Consider the following 20,712-nt stretch of genomic DNA (forward strand, 5'->3'; position numbering starts at 1 on the left):
ACGCGCGTTCAGTCGTCGGACGCGGCGTCGATCCGTTCGAGGTTGGCGTCGTCGGTGGTTTCGTCCGATGCCATCTGCTGTTCCAGCAAGGCCAGCAGTTCCGCCTCGATGCCTTCCATGTCCGGGATCACCGCGACGTCGTCGCGCACCAGCACCCTGGCGCGGATACCCGGCGGCAATGCGGTGCCGTCGTGGGTCGGGATGATCAGCTCGGCGTTGAGCGTGGTAAGGCGCGGGAAACCCTGCGTGACCAGCGCCATGAACGGCATCTGCGCGTTGCCGCCCAGCGTCTTCAGCACGGCCACGCGGGAGCTGAGCTCGGCGTCACCCTCCTCCGCGCCGGACAGGCGGGTAAACGACACCAGCGGTACGCGCCAGCCGCGCCACGCAATGCGCCCCAGCAACCAGGGCGGCGCGCCGGCAACCGGCTCCGCGTCGGGCAAGGTGATGACCTCGGCCACGGTGGCATTGGGCAACAACAGGCGCATGTGGCCCACCGGCACCAGGATGCAGCGGATTTCGCGCGGCAGCGGATCACTCATGGATATACCTCGATCAGGTGCGCCGCCAACTCATGCGGCGCACCGGAAAAACTGACCAGTCGCTCGGCAAAAATGCTGCCGACCATATCGGAATACTGCACATCCGGCGCGGCCTCCACCCAGACCTCGCCACCGAGATCGTGCACGGCCTGGGCACCGGCTACCGCGTCGGTGGAATGTCCGGCGAACACGATCGCCACCACGTCGCGCCCGAATACGTTGGCGACCGTGCTGAAATTGGCGTCGATCGACGACTCGCCGCCGGCCTCGGGCGCATTGCCCTGCACCGTCAGCGCGCCATCGCGCCGCAACGCCAGCTGGGACGCCGCCGGCACCACCAGCAGTTCGCCCGGCATTGCCTGGTCGCCATCGGTGGCAAGGCGCACGGGCAGCGGCCCCCCACAAACGGACAACAGCTCCATCAGCCCGGCCATCGACTGCGTCCCCAGGTGCTGGACGAGCACGAAGGTCGATCGCGAGCGTTCCGGCAAGGCGGACAGGAAGTCGCATACGGAATCCAGTCCGTCCGCCGCCGCGCCCAGCAACACGATCCGGTGCAGGCGGCGACCATTGTCGTCCAGGTGCATTTCGCTGCCGTGCGAATACGGTTGCGGCGCAACCGCCTCCTCCATCGTCAGCAACTGCAGATTCATCACCGGCTCGGTCGACGGCGCGGCGTCTTCGACCTCGGGCGAAAGGAACTCGGCGGCGCTCTGCTTGACCACGCCGAAATCCGTGGCCGAGGCCGTGCCGGGCACCTGCACGGACTCGACGGGAGCGTCATCGTCCAGCAGGGCCCAGCTGTCGGGCGCGCTCACGATGGTCGGTGCCGGCGTCTTCTCCACGAGGGGTGCGGTGTCGTCGGTCAGGGACAGATCGGAAGGCAGGTGATCGAAAGCGAAGTCCATGGCCGTGGTGGCGGCAGGTTCCACGGCAAGGCGATCGGTACCGGCGCCTTCATCAGCGGACGGTGCGTCCACGGCGTCGGATACGTCGGATGGGTCCGTGACGTCGCCGAACTCGCCGTCGTGCAATGCCGGGGCGTTGTCGAAATAACGCAGGCCCGAGCCGAACTCATCCTCGTTGGTCGACAAGGCATCGGAAGCCAGCATGGCCTCGAGCTCGGCTTCCAGGCTGCCAGGGTCGGTATCGTCGGCGACGTCCTGAGCCTGCCCGGTCGGTCCGAGGTCGTCAGAAGCGGTGCCGCTGCCGATTTCCGGCAGGCCGGATGCAGCTGCGGCGGTGGTGTCCTCCTGCACGGAAGCGCTGTCGCTCGCGAGATCGGCGCTTTCGGGCACCGGCGTCTCCAGCGCAGGCACGACCAGGCTGGCCGCGGTGGGCGGACGGGGCGGGTCGACGTCGGCAGAGGCCATGACCTTGGCCGCCAAGTGGCGCGCCCAGCGGGCGCGATCCCAACCTTCCAGCGCACGGCTGGCCTGGCCGTCATTGAAAACGACCCGCGGCGTATCGCCATCGATCACGTCATACAGGCGATCGAGGGCATCGTCATCGTCGTCGTCGAGGTTCACCACCACGACCTCGGCCCCGCTTTCCATCAGCAGGTCCCGGCTGAGACCACCCACGCTGCCTTCGTGCACGATCCGCGCGCCATGCTCCTGCAGTGCAAGGCGCAACTGGCTACCCAGTTCGCCATCATCGAAAAGCAGCGCGACCCCGGGGCCGGTTTCACTCATGGGCGGACTCCGACGCATGCTGTTCCAGGACCTCGCCGATCTGCGTCAGCAGGTCGGCCTCCTGGTACGGTTTGCCGAGATAACGCTCCACGCCGATGTCCAGTGCCCGCTGGCGGTGTTTGTCGCCGCTGCGCGAGGTGATCATGATGATCGGCACGCCGCTGAGTCGCGGGTCTGCCTTCATCAGCGTCGCCAGCTCGTAGCCATCCATGCGCGGCATCTCGATATCCAGCAGCATCAGGTCGGGAACCCGCTCGTGCAGTTTCTCCACCGCATCGACACCATCCTTGGCGGTGCTGACCTCGTATTCGTGGCGCTCGAGCACGCGGCTGGTGACCTTGCGCATGGTGATGGAATCGTCCACCACCATCACCAGCGGCCGCACCCGGGCTTCCTCGATGACCGGCGCCTGCAAGGCGCTGAGCCCATCCGCCAGACGCTGCTCACGGCGGGTGATGCCGTGGCGGACCAATGGCGCCAGATCCAGAATGATCAGCACCGAGCCATCGCCCATGATGGTGGCGCCGAGCAGGCCGGGCACCGAACTGATCTGCGGCCCCACCGACTTGACCACGATTTCGTGCGAGCCCAGGACGGCATCGATCCGGATGGCCGCGCGCAGGTCGCCGGCACGGGTGAGCAGCAAGGGCTGCTGCTCGCCCTCGGGCGGCAGGCCCGGTGGCAGGCCCAGCAGTTCGGCCAGGTCGTGGATGGCGTAGGACTCGTTGCCGTGGGAGAACGTGGGCTCGCCCTGATCCAGCAATGCCGCCATTTCCTCGGCATCGATCCGCGCAACGCCCTGGACCGATGTCATCGGGATGGCAAACGTGGCCTCGCCGATGCGCACCAGGATCGCCTGCGTCACCGCCAGGGTGAACGGCAGGCGCAATACGAAGGTGGTGCCCTTGCCGGCAGTCGATTCGATCGACAGCGAGCCGCCCAGTTGCTTGATCTCGTTGGCCACCACGTCCATGCCGACGCCGCGGCCGGCCAGCTGGGTGATCTTGCCGGCGGTGGAAAAGCCGGCCTGGGTGATCAAGCCCAGCAGCTGGTCGTCGCTGGGGTTGCTGTCGGCGCGAAGCAGCCCGCGCTCGATGCCGCGGCTGCGGATCGCCTCGCGATCGAGGCCGCGGCCATCGTCGCTGACACGCACCACCACCTCGGTCGCCTCGCGCGCAACCCGGATATGCACCGCGCCTTCGGCCGGCTTGCCGACCTTGCGCCGCTCCGCCGGCGTCTCGATGCCATGCGCGATGGCGTTGCGCAGCATGTGCTCGAACGGTGCCTTGATGCGATCGAGCAGGTTGCGATCCATTTCGCCGTGCGCGCCGTCCACGTAGAGCTGCGCGTGCTTGCCTTCCTCCTGGGCCGCCTGGCGCAGCGTGCGGCGCAGGTTGGGAACCATGGTGTCGAACGGCAGCATGCGCGTGCGCAGCAGGCCGTCCTGCAGGTCCGTGCTGACGCGGGACTGCTGGATCAGCAGGGTCTCGGCCTGGCGCGTCAGTTCGTCCAGCGTGCTCTGGATGGAGACCAGGTCGGACACCGACTCGGCCAGCGCACGGGAGTACTGCTGCAGCTGCGAATAGCGATCGAGCTCCAGCGGATCGAACACGGTGGTGAGCCCGGCCTCGCGATGCTCGCGCTGGAAGCGCGCGATGATCTGCGCCTCGGTCTCGATCTCCAGCATGCGCAACTGGCTGCGCAGGCGCGCCACGGTCTGCTCCAGCTCGACCAGGTTGAAACGGTAGCCGGCCACCTGCTGTTCCAGCCGCGAACGGTAGATGGCCACTTCGCCGGCGTGGTTGACGAGGCTGTCCAGCAGATCGGCACGAACGCGAATCTGCTCCTGCGTCGGGCGGACTTCTTCCTCCGTTTCCGGCAACAGTTCCGGCAGGTCGACGGCCGGCGCACGCTCGGACGACGGCGCCGCCTTCGACGCCGGCGCCACCGTTTCGGGCATCGCAATGGCGGCCAGTACGTCGTCGCTGGTGAAGCCTTGTTCGCCAGCGAGCGCCAGCAGCCGGTCGATCGCCGCCTGCGGGTACTCGATCGCCTGGCGATGCGCCACCTGCTGCACCATGGCATTGAGCTGGTCGAAGCTCGATTCCAGCGCGGCGATCAACGCGGCCGTACCGGCCGATTCGACCGGTTTTTCCAGCAAGGTCTCGATGGCGTGGGCCAGGTCGCCGATCGACGCGAGGCCCGAGATGCGCGCGCCGCCCTTGAGCGTATGCAGGTCGCGCTGCAGCTCTCCCACGTAGCTGAGTTCCGTCGGCTCGGCGCGCCATTGCGCCAGCACGCCATCGGCGTGGTCCAGGATCTCATGCGCCTCATCGAGGAACACTTCGAGCAAGTCATCGTCGAGGACGTTGGCAGCGGGCGCCTCCCCGGCAACCTCCTGCGCCGATGTCGCGGTCGGCTCGGCATCGGCCGTGGAGCCGGCCGCCTGCGCCTGCGAAGCCGCCTCTGCGGCCTCGCGCTCGGCGAGCTCGCGCGCACGGCGCTCGTCCGCTTCGCGTTCGGCCGACGCGCGCGCTTCAGCCTCGCGCTCCGCGGCCTCACGCTCCGCCGCATCGCGCTCCGCCGCCTCACGCTCCGATGCCTCACGCTCCGCGGCCTCACGTTGCGCCGCTTCACGCTCGGCGATCTCGCGCTCGGCGGCTTCGCGCGCCGCCGCTTCACGCCCGACGGCTTCCAGTTCTGCGGCACGCTCCTCGGCCAGCCCGGCATCATCGATGTCGGCTTGCGCGGACTCGACGGTGACATCGCCGTCGTCCGTCCGCACGGCATCATCGACCGCCTGTTCGGCGTCGTTCTCGTGCGACTCGCCCGGCTCGAACGCGTCCAGCGCCGCCATCAACTCGTTGGCGAAGGTCTCGTGTTGCTGGTCGTTGCCATCGGTATCGGACCCGGCGTCGTCGGCAGAGGCGTCGGCGGACGCTTCCTGCGATGGCGAGGCGTCGTGGTCGACCGCTGTCGGGGGCGGTTCGTGCGACGGCATCCAGCCGCCCAGGTCGTGGTCGGCATCCGCCATCGCCGCGCCATCTTCCAGGTCGTCGGGACGGGCCTCGTACACCACGTGGGCAACCTGCGACTCGGAGTACAGGTCGCGCATGGCCACGATCTGGTCGACCAGCGCGTCCACCATGGGCAGTTGCGGATCGGCCGCGTCGAACTGCTCCATCACGGTGTCGACCACGTCGGCCGCCTCGCCCAGCAGACGGATGCCATCACTGGACAACGGCACGTCGGCGGCGCGCAGGCGCTTGAGCAGACCCTCCAGCGGCGACAGCACCTGCATCAGCAGGGCGATGTCGACCATGGCGATGGCGCCATGCAGGGTATGCACGGCGCGAAGCAGTTCCTCGCCGACGCGCAGTTCCGTGCCCGCACGCAGGATGGCCCCGCGTATCGTCTGCAGGTACTGAGCCACCTCGCTGCGCAGAATCTCCAGCAAAACCGGGTCCACCGGTGGCATCACCGGCATCGGCAAAACTTCAGGCGGCTCGCTGTAATCGTCCGTGGCGCCCACGAGCGTGTTGGCGTCGGTCACGCCGGCCTGCGGGATGGCGGCCGCATCCGCGTCCATCCGCGGCACGCGGCGGCGCACGACACGTCGCACCGTTTCGGTAACGACGGACGGATGGCCTTCGACGCGCGCATCCTCGCCCGCTGCCAATCGATCGGCCACATCCATGATGGCGCCGAGCGGCGCCTTCAGTGCGCCTTCGCCCTTGAGCGCAGCCAGCAGTTGCGGCAAGGCGTCGATGGCGTGGCGCACCATCGCCTGCACGCCCTCATGCGGTTCGATGCTGTTGTCGAGCACGCGATTGAGCGCGCTTTCGACCTTCCATGCGAATTCGCCGAGCACGCTGGCACCAACCAGCCGGCCCGAACCCTTCAACGTGTGGAAGGAACGACGGATGGCGGTGAGCGAGGACAATTGCGACGGATCGGCCAACCAGACCTTTTCGGCACCGGCGAGGTTGTCGATCTCCTCCTGCATCTCCTCCAGGAAGATTTCGCGAATGTCGTCATCGATGCCCTCGGCGTTGGCGTCGAAGCCGGCGGTGGCCGCCAGCGGATCGGCGACCGGCACCTGCTCGACGATCTCCTCTTCGATCTCGATCCAATCCTCGTCCGGCGCACTTGCGGATGGGGCGGATTCCGGACTGGAGGATTCGGTTTCGGCCAGGCGCAGGCCATCGATGTCCTGCGTGAGGCGCGGCGAGGATTCGTCCCCGCCGATCATCAGCGCCTCGATGCTGTCGCCCGGATGCACGCTGACCGATTCGGACAGGTCGACCGGCTCGTCGGCCGTGGGCAAGGCGTCGGCGACCTTCGACAATGTCGTCTCGGGCAATTCACGGACGGCGGGCGGCGGCCAGTAGCCGAGCAGGCCCAGGCTGTGCTCGGCCACGTCGAGGATATGTTCCAGGCCTCCGCGGTGTTCGCGGGCGGCCTCCAGGTAATACTCCAGCGCGGCCAACGCATCGGCCAGGTGATCCATCTGCGTGCCATCGGGCACGCGTCGATCGAGCAGGAGCTCATTGCCGATGAAGCGGCTGACGCCCTCGGCCAGTTCGGCCGGACGTACGGTCGACAGCATGCGCAGCGCACCGGCCACCTCGTCCATCAGCGCCGGGCTGCCGGCGAGATGATCGCGCTGCCAGCCGGATTCGCTGAACGCCACGATCGCGTCCTTCACCTTGCCGGTGTTGCTGATCGCTTCCTGCATCAGCGCCACGACGATGCCCATGGCTTCGCTGCGGGGCACGCCGACCGCCTCGGCGTCGCCGTCGGCGGCACCTTCGGCACCCAGGCTTTCGATATGGTCGTCCAGCGATGCCTCGACATGGAGCAGCGCACCGGCGACGTCGAGCAGCGTGGCCTCGTCGGCACTGCGCATGTGATTGGCGATGTCGTCCAGAATCTGCCGCTGCGCCACGACCATCCGTCGTGGCACCGCGAGCGCCAGCATGCCGAGCGTGTCGCCGACGCGCTCCAGCACCTCGCCCTGCGCGGCCAGTTGTGCCGGATCGCCGTCCGCCTGGCGCAGGAACAGGTCCAGCGCTTCCTTTACCCGCAGCAGGTCGTCCTTCAGCGCGCGCGACACGGAGTCGAGCAGCGCACGGTTGTGACCGGCCATCGACCCGCGCGCGTGCTCCAGCTCGCTGGCATCGGGCACCTGGCGATCGAGGGCATAGGTGGATTGCAGCAGTTCCATCTGCGGGCTGCGCTGGGGCGATTGCGCCACCAGATAGAGCAACTGGGAGGCCAGGTCGTCGGCATCGCCACCGCGCAGACCGGCTTCGCCGTGTTCGATCAGCTCGCGGATATTGCGATCGACCTTGCCGATCAGCTGGCGGATTTCGGTCGTGCGATTCTTGAACAGGCCTTGTTCGACGCCCTCCAGGACACCGGCCGCAATCCACCACAGCCGGCGGCCGTGCACGTGATAGCAGCGCGCGGCAATTTCCAGCAATGTGGTGCGCATGCCGGCCAGTTGGCGCGCCGGGTCCTCGCCGCGGAACCAGCCCAGCAATTGCCGCTGGAAGCGAAGCCGCAACGCGTTCAGCTCGCCCCGGCGTGCCTCGGCGTGCGACTCGCTCATGGCGGCGGGCGCGTGCTCGGGCAGGAAGGCGTCGAGGTTGGGATGGAACAGGGCCGATTCGGAAAGCGGCGGCTCCCCGATCACGCCACGCAGGTCGTTGAGCAGCGGCAGCAATACCACCGGCACGTCGCGGTGGCCGCCGGACAGGCGCTCGAGATAGTCCGGCAATTGCATCAGGCCACGCATCAGGACTGCGTAGGCTTCCTCGCGATTGGCGACCTGGTCGTCGAGCAGCGCGCGGGAAACCGATTCCATCTCGGCCGCGGCCATGGCGGCGCCGTGCAGCTCCACCATTTGCAAGGTGCCGCGCACCTGGTGCAACTGGTCCATGCACGACCGCATGACACTGCGATCGCCGGGGTTTTCGACATGGGTGGCCAGCGCGTCGCGGGCACTGGACAGGGCCTCGTCCAGTTGGGGCTTGACCCACTGCAGCGTGGTGAAATCGATGTGGTCTTGAAGTCTCATGCGCCTCTCTCAGCGGTTGCGCAACGATGCATTACGCCACCAGCGAGAATGCCCCCCTTCAAAATGCTCATGTCAATCCGGCAACTTGAAATGCGCCACCGAGCGACGCAGATCGCTCGCCAGCTGCGCCAGCGTACCGATGGAGTCCGCCGTCTGGCTGGCGCCTTGCGACGTCTGCGAGGTGATCTCCTGGATCGCGTTCATCGACACCGAAATGTCGGTGGCCGCCGCCGACTGCTCGCGCGCTGCCGTGGAAATGTTCTGAATCAGTGCGGACAGATCGTGGGAAACGCGCTCGATGTCGCCCAGCGCGCTGCCCGCGTCCTCCGCCAGCCGTGCGCCGGCGACCACCTCGGCGGTGGTCTGCTCCATCGAGTTCACCGCTTCGTTGGTATCGGACTGAATGGTCTGCACCAGGGTCTCGATGCGCTTGGTGGCACTGGTGGAGCGTTCGGCCAGTCGCTGCACTTCGTCCGCCACCACCGCGAAACCGCGACCGGCCTCGCCGGCCGAAGCCGCCTGGATGGCCGCATTCAAGGCCAGGATGTTGGTCTGCTCGGCGATGTCGTTGATCAGTTCCACGATCGAGCCGATCTCCTGCGAGGATTCGCCCAGCCGCTTGATGCGCTTGGAGGTTTCCTGGATCTGGTCGCGGATGGAGTCCATGCCGGAGATCGTTTCGCGCACCACTTCGGCGCCATGCGAGGCGATTTTCACCGAGCGTTCCGCCACGTCGGCCGACTCGGCCGAGTCGCGCGACACGTTGTCCATCGAGCTCACGATCTGGTTGATCGCCGAGGTCGCGGTGCTGATCTGCTGTGCCTGCTGCTCGGCCGCGTTGGCCAGCTGGCGGGCGGTGGTCTGGGTTTCCTGCGCCGACGACGACACCTGCTCGGAGGTCTCGTTGATGGTGGTGACGAGTGAACGCAGCTCGTCGATGGCGTAGTTCACCGAGTCGGCGATGGCGCCGGTGATGTCTTCGGAGACCGTGGTCTTGACGGTGAGGTCACCTTCGGCGAGCGAGCCCATCTCGTCCAGCAGGCGCATGATCGCCTCCTGGTTGCGCTGGTTCAGCTCGGTACTTTCGGCAAAACGGCGGCGCTGGTCGCGCACCAGGCTGACCACCAGCAACAGCGCGAAGGCCACGGCGCCGATCGCCGCCAGCAAGCCCCACCACACGTTCGGAAACAGCCGGCGCAGCGGCAGCTTGGCGATCTGCTCGGAGAGGTCGTTCGCGCGCAGCAGTACGGTCTGCGAATCCAGCGAAGCCTGGTTGCCGGCGTGTTTCACGTCGGCAATGTTGCTGGCGGCGGCAACCAGCCGCGACAACGGATCGGCCAGCTTTTCCCAGCTGGCATCCATGTCGGCGAGAATCTTGCGCGCATTGGCGTCGCTGACCGGCTTCACGCCGCTGCTGCTGTTGCCCTCGAGCAGGCCTTTCAACACGGTGCCGTAGAGCTGGGCGTCGCGGGCGAGTCCATCGGCCGCGGATTGGGCGGTGGTACCGCCCTGAAGCACTTCCTGCACGCGGCGGATGATGCGGTCGGCCGACAGCATCTGGCGCGACGTGCCCAGCATCTGCTCGGGGCTGCCGTTGCGCTGCTGGAGGATGTTGACCACCTGCTCCATGCTCGAGTTGAGCAGCGGTATCTCGCGTGCGAGCGTGTTGGCGCGCTGGGCCGAATCGAGCACCACGGACTTGTTGGACAGGATCTTGCCGATATCGGCGTCGAGCTGGTTCCAGGAACGGGTCAACGCCGTCACGGCGCGGCCGGAAGGCGTGGCGTCATTGTTGCCGTAGGCGCGCATGCCACCGGCGGCGTCGCCCTTGTTCAGGCGTTGCACGGCCGAATCGATGGCGTTGCGCGTACTCTCCAGCTCCTTGAATGAATCGACGTTGCCGTCGGCCGATTCCAGCGCGAATTTCGCGGTCTGCTGCGACAGCACCTGGATCTGCGTGGTCAGCGCGATCGCCTGCCGATCCTCGCCGTTGCGCTGGTTGAGCAGGAAAAAGTCCACCGCCGCAAAACCGATCGCCGCCAGCAGCATGACGATAAGGAGGGTGTAACCCCGTTCCCTGCTAACGCCCCCTGTAGTGCTCATGTTCACCTCACCCGTCTACGCTTCTGGCGGCCCGCGTCATGGCGGCGCTCCGCGGGGCGGTTGCCCCTGATTCCGGTCCCAACCGATCCCGGTCCTACTTGTATTCGACGTGATGCGTCAGGCCGCGGCCTGTCGGAAGTCCGGTGCGCGCACCAGCCGGTTCATGCTGAAAACGGCCAGTTGCTGCTCACCCACGCGGCCATCGACAAAACGCACCAGCCGCGGATCGTCCTCGTTCATCGCTTGTGCCCGCTGCTCCTGATCGACCGTGCGCTGGCCAAAAACCTCGTCCACCAGCAGCGCCACATTGCCGCCGTTCTGGCGCACGATCAGCAGGCGCGTGCGATCGGTATGCAGCGTGCGCTCGCCGAACAGGAAACGGGCGAAGTCGATCACCGGCACCAGGTTGCCGCGCACGTTGGCCACGCCAAGCAACCACGGCTGCGTGCCGGGCACCGGCGTCAGCGCGGGCACCGCCAGCAGCTCGCTGATCTCGTCGATGCCGCTGACCAGCAGACGCGGCCCCACCCGGAAACCGATGCCGCGCCACAGCCCGGGCGCCTCCAAGGTGTCGGGCGACGCCGAGGCGTGCGCCAGCGACTTGCGCTCGAAATGGGCAAGGATCTCGAAAGGCGTGAGGTTGACCGCCTGGTTCATGCCGCCCCCGGCAGCAACCCGCTGATGCTGGCCAGCAGCTCTTTTTCGTTCACCGGCTTGGTGATGAAGGCACGTGCGCCCTGGCGCAGGCCCCACACGCGATCGGTTTCCATCGACTTGGTGGTGATCATCACGATCGGCACGCCGGCCGTGGCCGGGTCGCGGGTGAGGATGCGGGTGGCCTGGAAGCCGTTCATGCCGGGCATGATGACGTCCATGATGACCAGGTCGGGCAGCTCGGCGCGCACGCGCTCGATACCGTCCTCGGCGGTGCTGACGGCGATGACGGTGTAACCGGCGCGCTCGAGCAGCGTGGTGAAGACGCGCACGTCGGTCGGCGAGTCGTCGATGATGAGGATAGTGGCCACGGAACCCCCTGGATCTGTGCAGTCAGCCGGCGCCGTGAGCCGAGCCGACATGGCGATGGATGGCACCCAGCAGTTCGTCGCGCGTGAACGGCTTGGTCAAATACTGCTCAGCGCCCACGATGCGGCCGCGGGCCTTGTCGAACAGACCATCCTTCGAGCTCAACATGATTACCGGGGTGCTGCGGAATTGCGGATTGTTCTTGATCAACGCACAGGTCTGATAGCCATCGAGCCGCGGCATCATGATGTCGACGAAGATGATCGCGGGCTTCTGGTCGGAAATCTTCGCCAGCGCCTCGAAGCCGTCCACGGCGGTCAGTACTTCACAGCCTTCCTTCTTGAGCAAGGTTTCCGCGGTGCGGCGGATGGTCTTGGAGTCGTCGATCACCATGACCTTCAGCCCAGCGAGGCCGTTGTCGCTCACATTCAAATTCACTCAAGCTCCCCCTGTGGCGCACCGAGCTCGGCATGGACGACGAGGCAAGCAACTACCATGCCGTGGGCGTACATGCACAAATTCAGCAAAGATAAGGCCGCTCGAAAACAGGCTTTTCGCAATGCTTCTCGCGCACTGCTGTTTACCGCCTGCCCGCCGAGACTGTCAAGCAATGATGACAGGGCTTTCCGCCCGGCACTGTCGAGTGTGACGCAAATCGGCAGCATGTGGCGGTGAGCGGCAATCGACCCGCACGACAGCGCCGGAATCGCTTGTGGCGATGGCGTGGTCTCGGCGACCATTCACGGATGCATGGCAACTGCGCGATCCCGCCCGCCCATTGCCACGGAGAAAAACAAGATGACGTTATCGGTCGCCGTGCTGATGGATCCCATCAGCACCATCAAGGTCGCCAAGGACACCAGCTTCGCGATGCTGCTCGAGGCGCAGCGCCGCGGGCACGCGCTGTTCTACTTCGAACAGGCCAGCCTGGCCTTGCGCGACGGCGTGCCCTGGGCGCGGCTGGCCGCGCTGCAGGTGCGCGACGATCCGCGCGACTGGTACACGCTGGGCGAGCCGCAGTGGCGCGACCTGCGCGGGATCGACGTCGTGCTGATGCGCAAGGACCCGCCGGTGGACGCCCAGTTCATCAACGACACCCTGGTGCTGGAGGTTGCGCGCCGCGCCGGCGTCACCGTGGTCAACGAGCCGCAGGCATTGCGTGACTGCAACGAAAAACTGTTCGCGATGAATTTTCCCCAGTGCATCGTGCCGACCCTGGTGGCGCGCGACGCCGACGAGCTGCGCCGCTTTGCCGCCGAACATGGCGAAGTGGTGCTGAAGCCGCTGGACGGCATGGGCGGCCGGGGCATCTTTCGGGTCAGGGCCGGCGACAGCAACCTCAACTCGATGCTGGAGACCCTGCTCGGCGGCGATGCCCACGGCGCCGGCAGGCATCTCACCATCGCGCAGAAATACATCCCCGAAATCACTGCCGGCGACAAGCGCATCCTGCTGGTCGATGGCGAACCGGTGCCGTACGCGTTGGCGCGCATCCCGCAGGGCAACGAGTTCCGCGGCAACCTTGCCGCCGGCGGGCGCGGCGAAGGCGTGCCGCTGTCCGAACGCGATCGCTGGATCGCGGCGCAGGTGGCGCCGGAGCTTCGCCGGCGCGGGCTGCTGTTTGTCGGCCTGGACGTGATCGGCGATTACCTCACCGAGATCAACGTGACCTCGCCCACCTGCGTGCGGGAGCTGGATCGCCAGTTCGGTCTCAACATCGCCGGCCAGTTGTTCGACGTCATCGAGCAACGCGTTGCCGGAACGCACGCCGCGTGAATGCCGTCACCGTCAATGAGGCTCCCGACGCGATCGGCGCGACGCTGCTGTTCTCGCTGCTGCTGCACGGCGTGTTGCTGCTGGGCATCACGTTCCATTTCGCCAGGCCCACGCCCGCTTTGCCCACGCTGGACGTGACCCTGGTCAACGTGGCGAACCAGCAGGCGCCCGATCACGCGGACTTCCTGGCCCAAGCCAACAACAGCGGTGGCGGCCAGAGCGATCGGGCCGCGCGACCTTCGCAAATGCACTCCGGCGCGCTGCCCAAGCCCGATCCCGGCACGGCGGACAGGGCAACGGAGGCGGCCACGCCGTCTCCACGCGAGGCCACGCCCACGCACATGGTCACCACCACCGGCAACGGCGCGTTCGCGGTGACCAGCGATTCGGCGCAGGCCCGGGTCGTCCCGCAGCCGCAGGCAGCGACCGCCACCGACCTGCAACGCCAGCAGACCATGGCGCAGCTGGCCGCCGAACTGCGCGAGCAGACCGAGGCGCTGGCCAAGCGGCCGAAGAAGAAGTTCATCTCCGCCAGCACCCGCGAATACGTCTATGCCAGCTACATGCGCGGATGGTCGGACCGTGTGCAGCGCGTGGGCAACCTCAACTACCCGGAGCAGGCGCGCCAGCGCAAGCTGTACGGCGACCTGGTGCTCACCGTCGGCCTGCGCCGCGACGGCAGCATCAAGACGATCGAGGTGATCAAGAGTTCGGGGCATCCGCTGCTGGACGCCTCGGCCGAGCGCATCGTGCGGCTGGCCGCTCCCTTTCCGCCGCTGCCCAGGGATGCGGCCGTGGACGAGCTGTACATCACGCGCACCTGGCAATTCCTGCCGGGCGACGTGTGGCGCAATCGATAGGGTCGACCCGGAAAGTCACCTCCCGTTCGCACGCTGTTCGGCGCACCGGGCTTACAATGGGCACATGAGTACGCCTGCCGCCGACATTCTCACCGGGCATTTCCTGATCGCCATGCCAAGCCTGGCCGATCCGCCTTTCTCGCGCGGCGTGGCCCTGTTGTGCCAGCACGACGAGAACGGCGCGGTGGGCCTGCTGGTGAACCGCCTGTCCGAATTCCGCCTCGGCGACGTGCTGGCGCAGATGAAGCTCGACTGCGCCGACATCGAACTGGCCGACTCCCCGGTGTTGATCGGCGGCCCTGTGCAGCAGGAGCGCGGTTTCGTACTGCATCGCGAGAGCGGCAACTGGGAATCCAGCTACCGCGTCAACACCGAATGGTCGATCACCACCTCGCGCGACATCCTGGTGGCGATTGCCGCCGGCGAAGGGCCGCGGCAGGCGGTGATGGCGCTGGGCTATGCCGGCTGGGAAGCGGGGCAACTGGAACAGGAACTGATGGACAACGCCTGGCTCACCGCCCAGGCCAGCAGCCACATATTGTTCGAGACGCCACTGGAAGACCGCTGGACCGCTGCCGCCGCCCTGGTTGGCGTGGACCCGCGCCAGCTGTCCACCTACGCAGGCCACGCATGAGTTGCGCGCTGGGCTTCGACGTCGGCAGCCGCATCATCGGCGTCGCCGTCGGCAACACCATCACCACCAGCGCCCGCGCACTGGCCACCGCGCAGGTGCGCGACGGCAACATCGAGTGGAACGTCATCGATGCCCTGCACAAGAGCTGGCTGCCGGACACCTTCGTGGTCGGCCTGCCACTTACGCTTGATGGCGCCGAGCAGCCGGCCAGCCGCGGCGCGCGCCGGTTCGCCGCGCAATTGCGCGAGCGCTACGGCGTCCCTGTGGTCCTCGTCGACGAAAGGCACAGTTCGCAGGAGGCCGCGCGCCGTTTCGCGCACGCCCGCTCCGCCGGCCTGAAGCGCCGCCGCGACGCCGAGGCTATCGACGCCGAGGCGGCCGCCGTCATTCTGGAGCACTGGCTCCTCGAACCGCCGGTTCCGTCAACCGACGAACCGCGCTGATCCCGCCCACCTGGTCGACCCGATTCCATGAGCCCTCGCCTGCGCCACCTCACCACCCTGGAACACCTGCCCCGCATCAGCATCGAGCGCCTGCTCGGCCGGGCCGAAGCCCTGCGCGACGCCTGCGCGCACGGCACCCGAAAGCTGGACGTGCTGGCCGGGCGCACCGTGCTCAACCTGTTCTTCGAGCCCTCCACCCGCACCCGCACCTCGTTCGAACTGGCCGCCCGCCGGCTGGGCGCGGATGTCATCAATTTCGATCTCGGCTTTTCCTCCACCAGCAAGGGCGAGGAGCTGTACGACACGCTGCACACGCTGGAAGCCATGCACCTGGATGCGATCATCGTGCGGCACAAGGAAGCGGGCACGCCCGACGCGCTGGTGCGCCACGCGATGAGCGGCGTGTCGGTGGTCAACGCCGGCGACGGCAATCGCGCGCACCCCACGCAGGGCCTGCTCGACGTGCTCACGATCCGCCAGCACCGGCCCGATTTCGAGAACCTGACGGTGGTGATCTGCGGCGACATCAAGCATTCGCGCGTGGCCCGCTCGGACGTCCATGCATTGGGCACGCTGGGCGTGAAGGAAATCCGCCTGTGCGGCCCGGCCGCCCTGATGCCGCCGGCTGACGAATTCCCCCAGTGCCGCTACCACAACGATTTCGACAGCGCGATCGAAGGCGCCGACGTCGCGATCATGCTGCGCCTGCAAAAAGAGCGCATGACCAGCGCCGACCTGCCCGACGAGGCAGCCTACTTCAACCGCTACGGGCTGGACGCGCGGCGCCTGGCGCGGGCCGCCACGGGTTGCCTGGTGATGCATCCGGGCCCACTCAACCGGGGTATCGAAATCGCCTCCGAAGTCGCCGATGGCGCGCAGTCGCGCATCCTCGAACAAGTGGGCAACGGGGTGTTCGTGCGCATGGCGGTGTTGTGCGAGGTCCTGGCCCGCTGAAGCCTTCCGCCGGCGGGGGACGCGGCCTTTTGGGCGGGCGCGGTGCTGCGATGCGGCAGCGGTGGAAACAGGCATAATAGCCGCGCTTTCCACCTATCCTTCAGGGGTTTCATCATGCGCTCGACGATGCGCTTCATCGCGCTGGGCCTGGCCGGCCTCATGCTGGTTGCCTGCTCGCACAAGGACAAGAACGCGCCGCTGGCTTTCGTACCGGCCGACACGCCGTATGCGATGGCCAACCTGGCGACGCTGGACGATGACACCCGCACGGCGCTGCTGGCCCAGGCCGATGCGCAGTTGCCGGCGCAACTGGCGCAGCTCGATGCCATGGCCGACGACCTGGCCGCCAGGGACGCGGATACCGCGCGCCTGCTGCGGGCGTTCGGCGCCGAGTTGAAGGGCAAGACGGTCGAGGGGTTCGCGGCGCATGCCGGCATCGACGTCAAGGGTCGCGCCGCCTTCTACGGCTTGGGCCTGGCGCCGGTGCTGCGGTTCGACCTCAGCGACCCGGCCATGTTCGATGCGTTCATCGCCCGGCTCGAAACGGCCTACGGCAAGAAGTTCGACAGCGCGCAGGAAGGCAAGCAGGCCTACCGTCGGCATGTTTCCGCCGCCTCGGGCACCGAGGTGATCCTGGCCGTCGTCGGCAAGCAGGCCGTCATTGCGCTGCTGCCGGCCAGCGCGACACCGGCACTGCTGCGCCAGGCGCTGGGGCTGGATCGGCCGCAAAAGAGCCTGCAGGACGACGGCCGACTGAAGGCGCTGGCCAAGGCCAAGGGTTACCAGGACTGGCTGGTCGGCCAGCTGGACCTGACCCGGGCGCTGCCGTTGCTGGCCAGTGGCAACGATCCGCTCCTGGGCGCGATCGAGAAAGCGCGCGCCCAGGCCGAGTCGGCCAAGACCGGCGAGCCGGTGGCCAACCAACTGCAGACGCCGCCAAGCTGCGCCACCGACGCGGCGCGTATCGCCGCCCGCGTGCCGGCGCTGAGCTTCGGTTACACGCGGCTCGATGCCAAGCATCAGGACGCCCGCTTCGACATCGCCCTGGCGGCGGACATCAGCGAGGCCTTCGCCAAGCTCAAGGTGGATCTGCCCGGCCTGGGCGCCACCGGTACCTCGCCGTTCGACCTCAACATCGCGCTGCCGGTCGCGACGCTGCGCACGTTCTGGTCCGCGCAGGCCGATGCGGTGGCGGCCAAGCCCTTTACCTGCCCCAAGCTGACCGATCTCAACGACGAGTTCGCCAAGCTCGGCGCGGCCATGCAGCAGGCAGCCATTCCGCCGTTCGGCGACATGCTGGGCCTGCGCGTGGCGCTGGATACGCTGGTGGACGCGAAGAACACCGCGCTGCCGGGCTTCAGCGGACGCATCGTGCTGGCCACCTCCAACCCCGCCGGCCTGCTGGCCACCGGTCAGATGATGGTGCCCTCGCTGGCGCGCCTGAGGGTCGCCGCGGACGGCAAGCCGGTGTCGCTGCCGCAGGATCTGGCAAAAATGATCGGGCAGCCGGCGTGGCTGGCGATGGGCCAGCATGCCCTGGCCCTCGGCATCGGCCCCGGCGAGGATGCCAAGCTCACCGAAACCCTGAGCGCGCCGGTGGGCGACGCCGGGCGGATGATGCGGATGCACCTGAACGGCACCATGTACCTGAGTTGGCTGCAGCTGATGGAAGACAAGGCCGACAGCCTGGCCGCCGCCACGGCGACCCTCAGCCGCGGCGACGACGCACTGGGTGGCGACAACGATGATGCCGCCACGGAAGCGGCCGCCAACGCGGCCCGTTCCAAGGCCCAGTTCGCGCTGATGAAGGCCCAGGCCGAGCGCGTCGACACCATCGATGCGGAAATGCACGTGGACGACGACGGCATGGTGATCACCAGCCAGACCGCGCTGAAATAACCCTCTCCCGCCGCCCGGCGCCGCCTCTGGCGCCGGCGCGGCCGCCGGTCGACTTCCGCGCCGCAGGCTCTAAGATGGGCACTACTTCACAGGAGCCCATCATGCAAAGCGGCAATCCGGCCATCAACAAGAACACCTTCCTGGACGCAGCCAGCGGCGCGCTGGTTGCCCACGACGACAGCACCATGACGATCAACGGCACGGTCAACAAGACCGGCCTGCTGCTGATCCTGGTGCTGGTCGGGGCGATGTACAGCTGGAGCCAGTTCAGTGGCCCGCAGAGCGCTGCGGCGCTTTATCCGCTGATCCTCGGCGGCGCGATCGGTGGATTGGTCCTGGCCCTGGTCACCGCCTTCAAGAAGACCTGGTCGCCGGTCACCGCGCCGCTTTACGCGCTGGTGGAAGGCGTCTTCATCGGCGCGCTGTCGGCGATTTTCGAACTGCGGTTTCCGGGGATCGTGATGCAGGCCGTCGGCCTCACCTTCGGCACCATGGCGGCGCTGCTGCTGGCGTACCGCAGCGGCCTGATCCGCGCCACCGAAAAGTTCAAGCTGGGCGTGGTCGCGGCCACCGGCGGCGTGCTTCTTCTCTACCTGGCCAATTTCGTGATGGGCTTTTTTGGCCACTCGATGGGCTTCATCAGCGGCAACAGCGGCCTGGGGATCGGCTTCAGCGTGCTGGTGGTGATCATCGCCGCGCTGAATCTGGTGCTGGATTTCGACCTGATCGAGACAGGGGCGAGGTCGGGCGCGCCCAAGTACATGGAATGGTACGGAGCCTTCGCGCTGGTGGTGACCCTGGTGTGGTTGTACCTGGAGTTGCTGCGCCTGCTGTCCAAGCTGCAATCGCGCAACTGAGCCTACGCTCCGCAAACATTTGCATGACGCTCTCTTCGCGTCGGTGATCGGCGACTGAACCGCAGTCGCCGTCGCCACGCCAGGTTCACGGGTCTGCTGTTGCCATGTGCACCACGGTCGCTCCGGACATGGGCGACCGCCTGTCCACAGCGACAGATTCCCCCCACAACAGGAGAGAGCCCATGCGTAACCAGTCCATGATCCGCCGTACCGTGTTGGCCGCCGGCCTGACCGCCGCGTTTGCGCTGATTCCGCTCAGCCAGGTCGCGGCGCAGGATGCCAGCGCCGACGGCTCCATGCAGCGCAGCAACCAGACGGTGCCGGACAAGGCCGCCGATGCCTGGATCACCACCAAGGTGAAATCCGAGTTCGGCACCAGCAAGGCCGTGAAGGCGACCGACGTGTCGGTCACCACCGTCGACGGCATGGTTACCCTCAGCGGTAACGTCGGTTCGGCCCAGGAGAAGGCCGATGCGGTCCGCGTCGCCAAGTCGGTGAAGGGCGTCAAGGGCGTGGACGCCAGCGCCCTGACGGTGAACGCGTCGGCCGAGCATTGATCCTGGATCGGTCATGACGCTGCCGCAGGACGCGGCAAAAAGGGAGCCCTCGCGGGCTCCCTTTTTTTCGCGACGAGCGGCCGACCGAGCTCAGCGATTCAGCAGATTGCTGCCGGCGCCGAGGTTGTTGGGGCCGCGGTCCTCTTCCAGCGCCACGCCATCCAGGCCCTGCGCCAGGGTGTGTGCATCGCCCCCTTGCGCCAGCTTGATGCGCAGGCGCACCTCGTTGGCGCTGTCGGCGTGGCGCAGGGCATCCTCGTAGGAGATCTCCCCGGTCTGGTACAGCTCGATCAGGCTCTGGTCGAAGGTCTTCATGCCCAGCAGGGTGGATTCCTTCATCACTTCCTTCAGCTTGTGGATGTCGCCCTGGCGGATGTAGTCCTGCACCAGCGGCGTCCCCAGCAGCACTTCCACCGCCACCCGCCGCGATTTGCCGTCGGGGGTGGGGATCAGCATCTGCGCCACGATGCCCTTCAGGTTCAGCGAAAGATCCATCAGCAGTTGCTGGCGGCGGTCCTCCGGGAAAAAGTGCAGGATGCGGTCCATCGCCTGGTTGGCGTTGTTCGCATGCAGCGTGCACAGCACCAGATGGCCGGTCTCGGCAAACGCGATCGCGTGGTCCATGCCCTCGCGCGTGCGGATCTCGCCGATCATGATCACGTCCGGCGCCTGGCGCAGCGTGTTCTTCAGGGCGTTCTCCCAGCTGTCGGTATCGATGCCGACCTCGCGCTGGGTGATGATGCAGCCCTCGTGCTTGTGCACGTATTCGATAGGGTCCTCGATGGTGATGATGTGGCCGGTCGAGTTGGCGTTGCGGTAGCCGATCATCGACGCCAGCGAGGTCGATTTGCCCGAGCCGGTGGCGCCCACGAAGATGATGATGCCGCGCTTGGTCATCGCCAGCTGCTTGATCACCGGCGGCAGGTTCAACTCCTCGGTGGTGGGGATCTTCGACTCGATCCGGCGCAGCACCATGCCGACGCAGTTGCGCTGGTAGAAGCACGACACGCGGAAACGCCCCACGCCCTGCGCAGAAATCGCGAACTGGCACTCGTGGGTTTTCTCGAACTCCTCGCGCTGTCCCGGCGTCATCACGTTCAGCACCATGTCGCGCGCCTGCTGCACCGACAGCGGACTCTGCGTGATCGGCACGATGCGCCCCTGCACCTTCATCGACGGCGCCACCCCGGCCGTGATGAAAAGATCCGACGCCTTCTTGTGCACCATCAGTTTCAGGAACGAGGTGAAATCGAAATCGCTCATGGCTGTACCCCGGGAATCGCGAATC

17 protein-coding genes are annotated in these 20,712 nt (G+C 67.1%); 8 read left to right on the top strand and 9 right to left on the bottom strand.

Annotation, left to right across the window (positions count from 1 at the left end; translation table 11 throughout):
- Nucleotides 1–8 precede the first annotated feature (8 nt).
- The 8 genes from ABD017_RS10890 to ABD017_RS10925 form a co-directional block, all read right to left on the bottom strand.
- A complete protein-coding gene (locus ABD017_RS10890) occupies nucleotides 9–542 on the bottom strand; it encodes a chemotaxis protein CheW (protein WP_343882775.1) in 534 nt (177 codons plus the stop codon).
- Nucleotides 539–2,236, bottom strand: coding sequence for a chemotaxis protein CheB (locus tag ABD017_RS10895; protein WP_343882776.1), 1,698 nt, complete (start codon nucleotides 2,234–2,236; stop codon nucleotides 539–541). The genes ABD017_RS10890 and ABD017_RS10895 overlap by 4 nt, the downstream gene beginning before the upstream one ends.
- Nucleotides 2,229–8,318 (bottom strand): hybrid sensor histidine kinase/response regulator, encoded by a 6,090-nt coding sequence (locus ABD017_RS10900; protein ID WP_343882777.1) that lies wholly within the window; start codon nucleotides 8,316–8,318, stop codon nucleotides 2,229–2,231. The genes ABD017_RS10895 and ABD017_RS10900 overlap by 8 nt, the downstream gene beginning before the upstream one ends.
- Nucleotides 8,319–8,390: 72 nt before the next feature.
- A complete protein-coding gene (locus ABD017_RS10905; RefSeq protein ID WP_343882778.1) occupies nucleotides 8,391–10,421 on the bottom strand; it encodes a methyl-accepting chemotaxis protein in 2,031 nt (676 codons plus the stop codon).
- Between the two features lie 117 nt (nucleotides 10,422–10,538).
- Complete coding sequence (locus ABD017_RS10910) at nucleotides 10,539–11,078, bottom strand: chemotaxis protein CheW (RefSeq protein WP_343882779.1); 540 nt, start codon at nucleotides 11,076–11,078, stop codon at nucleotides 10,539–10,541.
- Nucleotides 11,075–11,446: a response regulator gene (locus ABD017_RS10915; protein WP_007079997.1), complete on the bottom strand. Its 372-nt coding sequence runs from the start codon at nucleotides 11,444–11,446 to the stop codon at nucleotides 11,075–11,077. The genes ABD017_RS10910 and ABD017_RS10915 overlap by 4 nt, the downstream gene beginning before the upstream one ends.
- A 22-nt stretch (nucleotides 11,447–11,468) precedes the next feature.
- On the bottom strand, nucleotides 11,469–11,837 hold the full coding sequence (pilG, locus tag ABD017_RS10920) for a twitching motility response regulator PilG (protein ID WP_425543719.1): 369 nt from the start codon (nucleotides 11,835–11,837) through the stop codon (nucleotides 11,469–11,471).
- A gap of 41 nt (nucleotides 11,838–11,878) precedes the next feature.
- A complete protein-coding gene (locus tag ABD017_RS10925) occupies nucleotides 11,879–12,184 on the bottom strand; it encodes a hypothetical protein (protein WP_343882781.1) in 306 nt (101 codons plus the stop codon).
- A 58-nt stretch (nucleotides 12,185–12,242) separates the two neighbouring features.
- Between ABD017_RS10925 and gshB the strand changes: the two genes are divergently transcribed.
- The 8 genes from gshB (at nucleotide 12,243) to ABD017_RS10965 (ending at nucleotide 19,424) form a co-directional block, all read left to right on the top strand.
- A complete protein-coding gene (gene gshB, locus ABD017_RS10930) occupies nucleotides 12,243–13,220 on the top strand; it encodes a glutathione synthase (protein WP_343882782.1) in 978 nt (325 codons plus the stop codon).
- Nucleotides 13,217–14,080: an energy transducer TonB gene (locus ABD017_RS10935; protein WP_343882783.1), complete on the top strand. Its 864-nt coding sequence runs from the start codon at nucleotides 13,217–13,219 to the stop codon at nucleotides 14,078–14,080. The genes gshB and ABD017_RS10935 overlap by 4 nt, the downstream gene beginning before the upstream one ends.
- A gap of 64 nt (nucleotides 14,081–14,144) precedes the next feature.
- Nucleotides 14,145–14,714 carry a YqgE/AlgH family protein gene (locus ABD017_RS10940; RefSeq protein ID WP_343882784.1) on the top strand — a complete coding sequence of 190 codons (570 nt, stop codon included), beginning with the start codon at nucleotides 14,145–14,147 and terminating at the stop codon, nucleotides 14,712–14,714.
- Nucleotides 14,711–15,157 (top strand): Holliday junction resolvase RuvX, encoded by a 447-nt coding sequence (gene ruvX / locus ABD017_RS10945; protein WP_343882785.1) that lies wholly within the window; start codon nucleotides 14,711–14,713, stop codon nucleotides 15,155–15,157. Before ABD017_RS10940 ends, ruvX begins: the two co-directional genes overlap by 4 nt.
- Before the next feature lie 27 nt (nucleotides 15,158–15,184).
- Nucleotides 15,185–16,111: an aspartate carbamoyltransferase catalytic subunit gene (locus tag ABD017_RS10950; protein ID WP_343882786.1), complete on the top strand. Its 927-nt coding sequence runs from the start codon at nucleotides 15,185–15,187 to the stop codon at nucleotides 16,109–16,111.
- A 114-nt stretch (nucleotides 16,112–16,225) separates the two neighbouring features.
- A complete protein-coding gene (locus tag ABD017_RS10955; RefSeq protein ID WP_343882787.1) occupies nucleotides 16,226–18,010 on the top strand; it encodes a hypothetical protein in 1,785 nt (594 codons plus the stop codon).
- A 101-nt stretch (nucleotides 18,011–18,111) separates the two neighbouring features.
- Nucleotides 18,112–18,867: a Bax inhibitor-1/YccA family protein gene (locus ABD017_RS10960; protein ID WP_343882788.1), complete on the top strand. Its 756-nt coding sequence runs from the start codon at nucleotides 18,112–18,114 to the stop codon at nucleotides 18,865–18,867.
- Nucleotides 18,868–19,049: 182 nt separating this feature from the next.
- The gene (locus ABD017_RS10965; protein ID WP_343882789.1) at nucleotides 19,050–19,424 is read left to right on the top strand and encodes a BON domain-containing protein; all 375 of its coding nucleotides are present in this window, start codon (nucleotides 19,050–19,052) and stop codon (nucleotides 19,422–19,424) included.
- A 90-nt stretch (nucleotides 19,425–19,514) separates the two neighbouring features.
- On the opposite strand, the gene ABD017_RS10970 is transcribed toward ABD017_RS10965, so the two are convergent.
- The gene (locus ABD017_RS10970; protein WP_343882790.1) at nucleotides 19,515–20,687 is read right to left on the bottom strand and encodes a PilT/PilU family type 4a pilus ATPase; all 1,173 of its coding nucleotides are present in this window, start codon (nucleotides 20,685–20,687) and stop codon (nucleotides 19,515–19,517) included.
- Nucleotides 20,688–20,712: the final 25 nt, after the last annotated feature.

It is taken from the genome of Rhodanobacter caeni, assembly GCF_039523575.1.
Lineage (GTDB): Bacteria > Pseudomonadota > Gammaproteobacteria > Xanthomonadales > Rhodanobacteraceae > Rhodanobacter > Rhodanobacter caeni.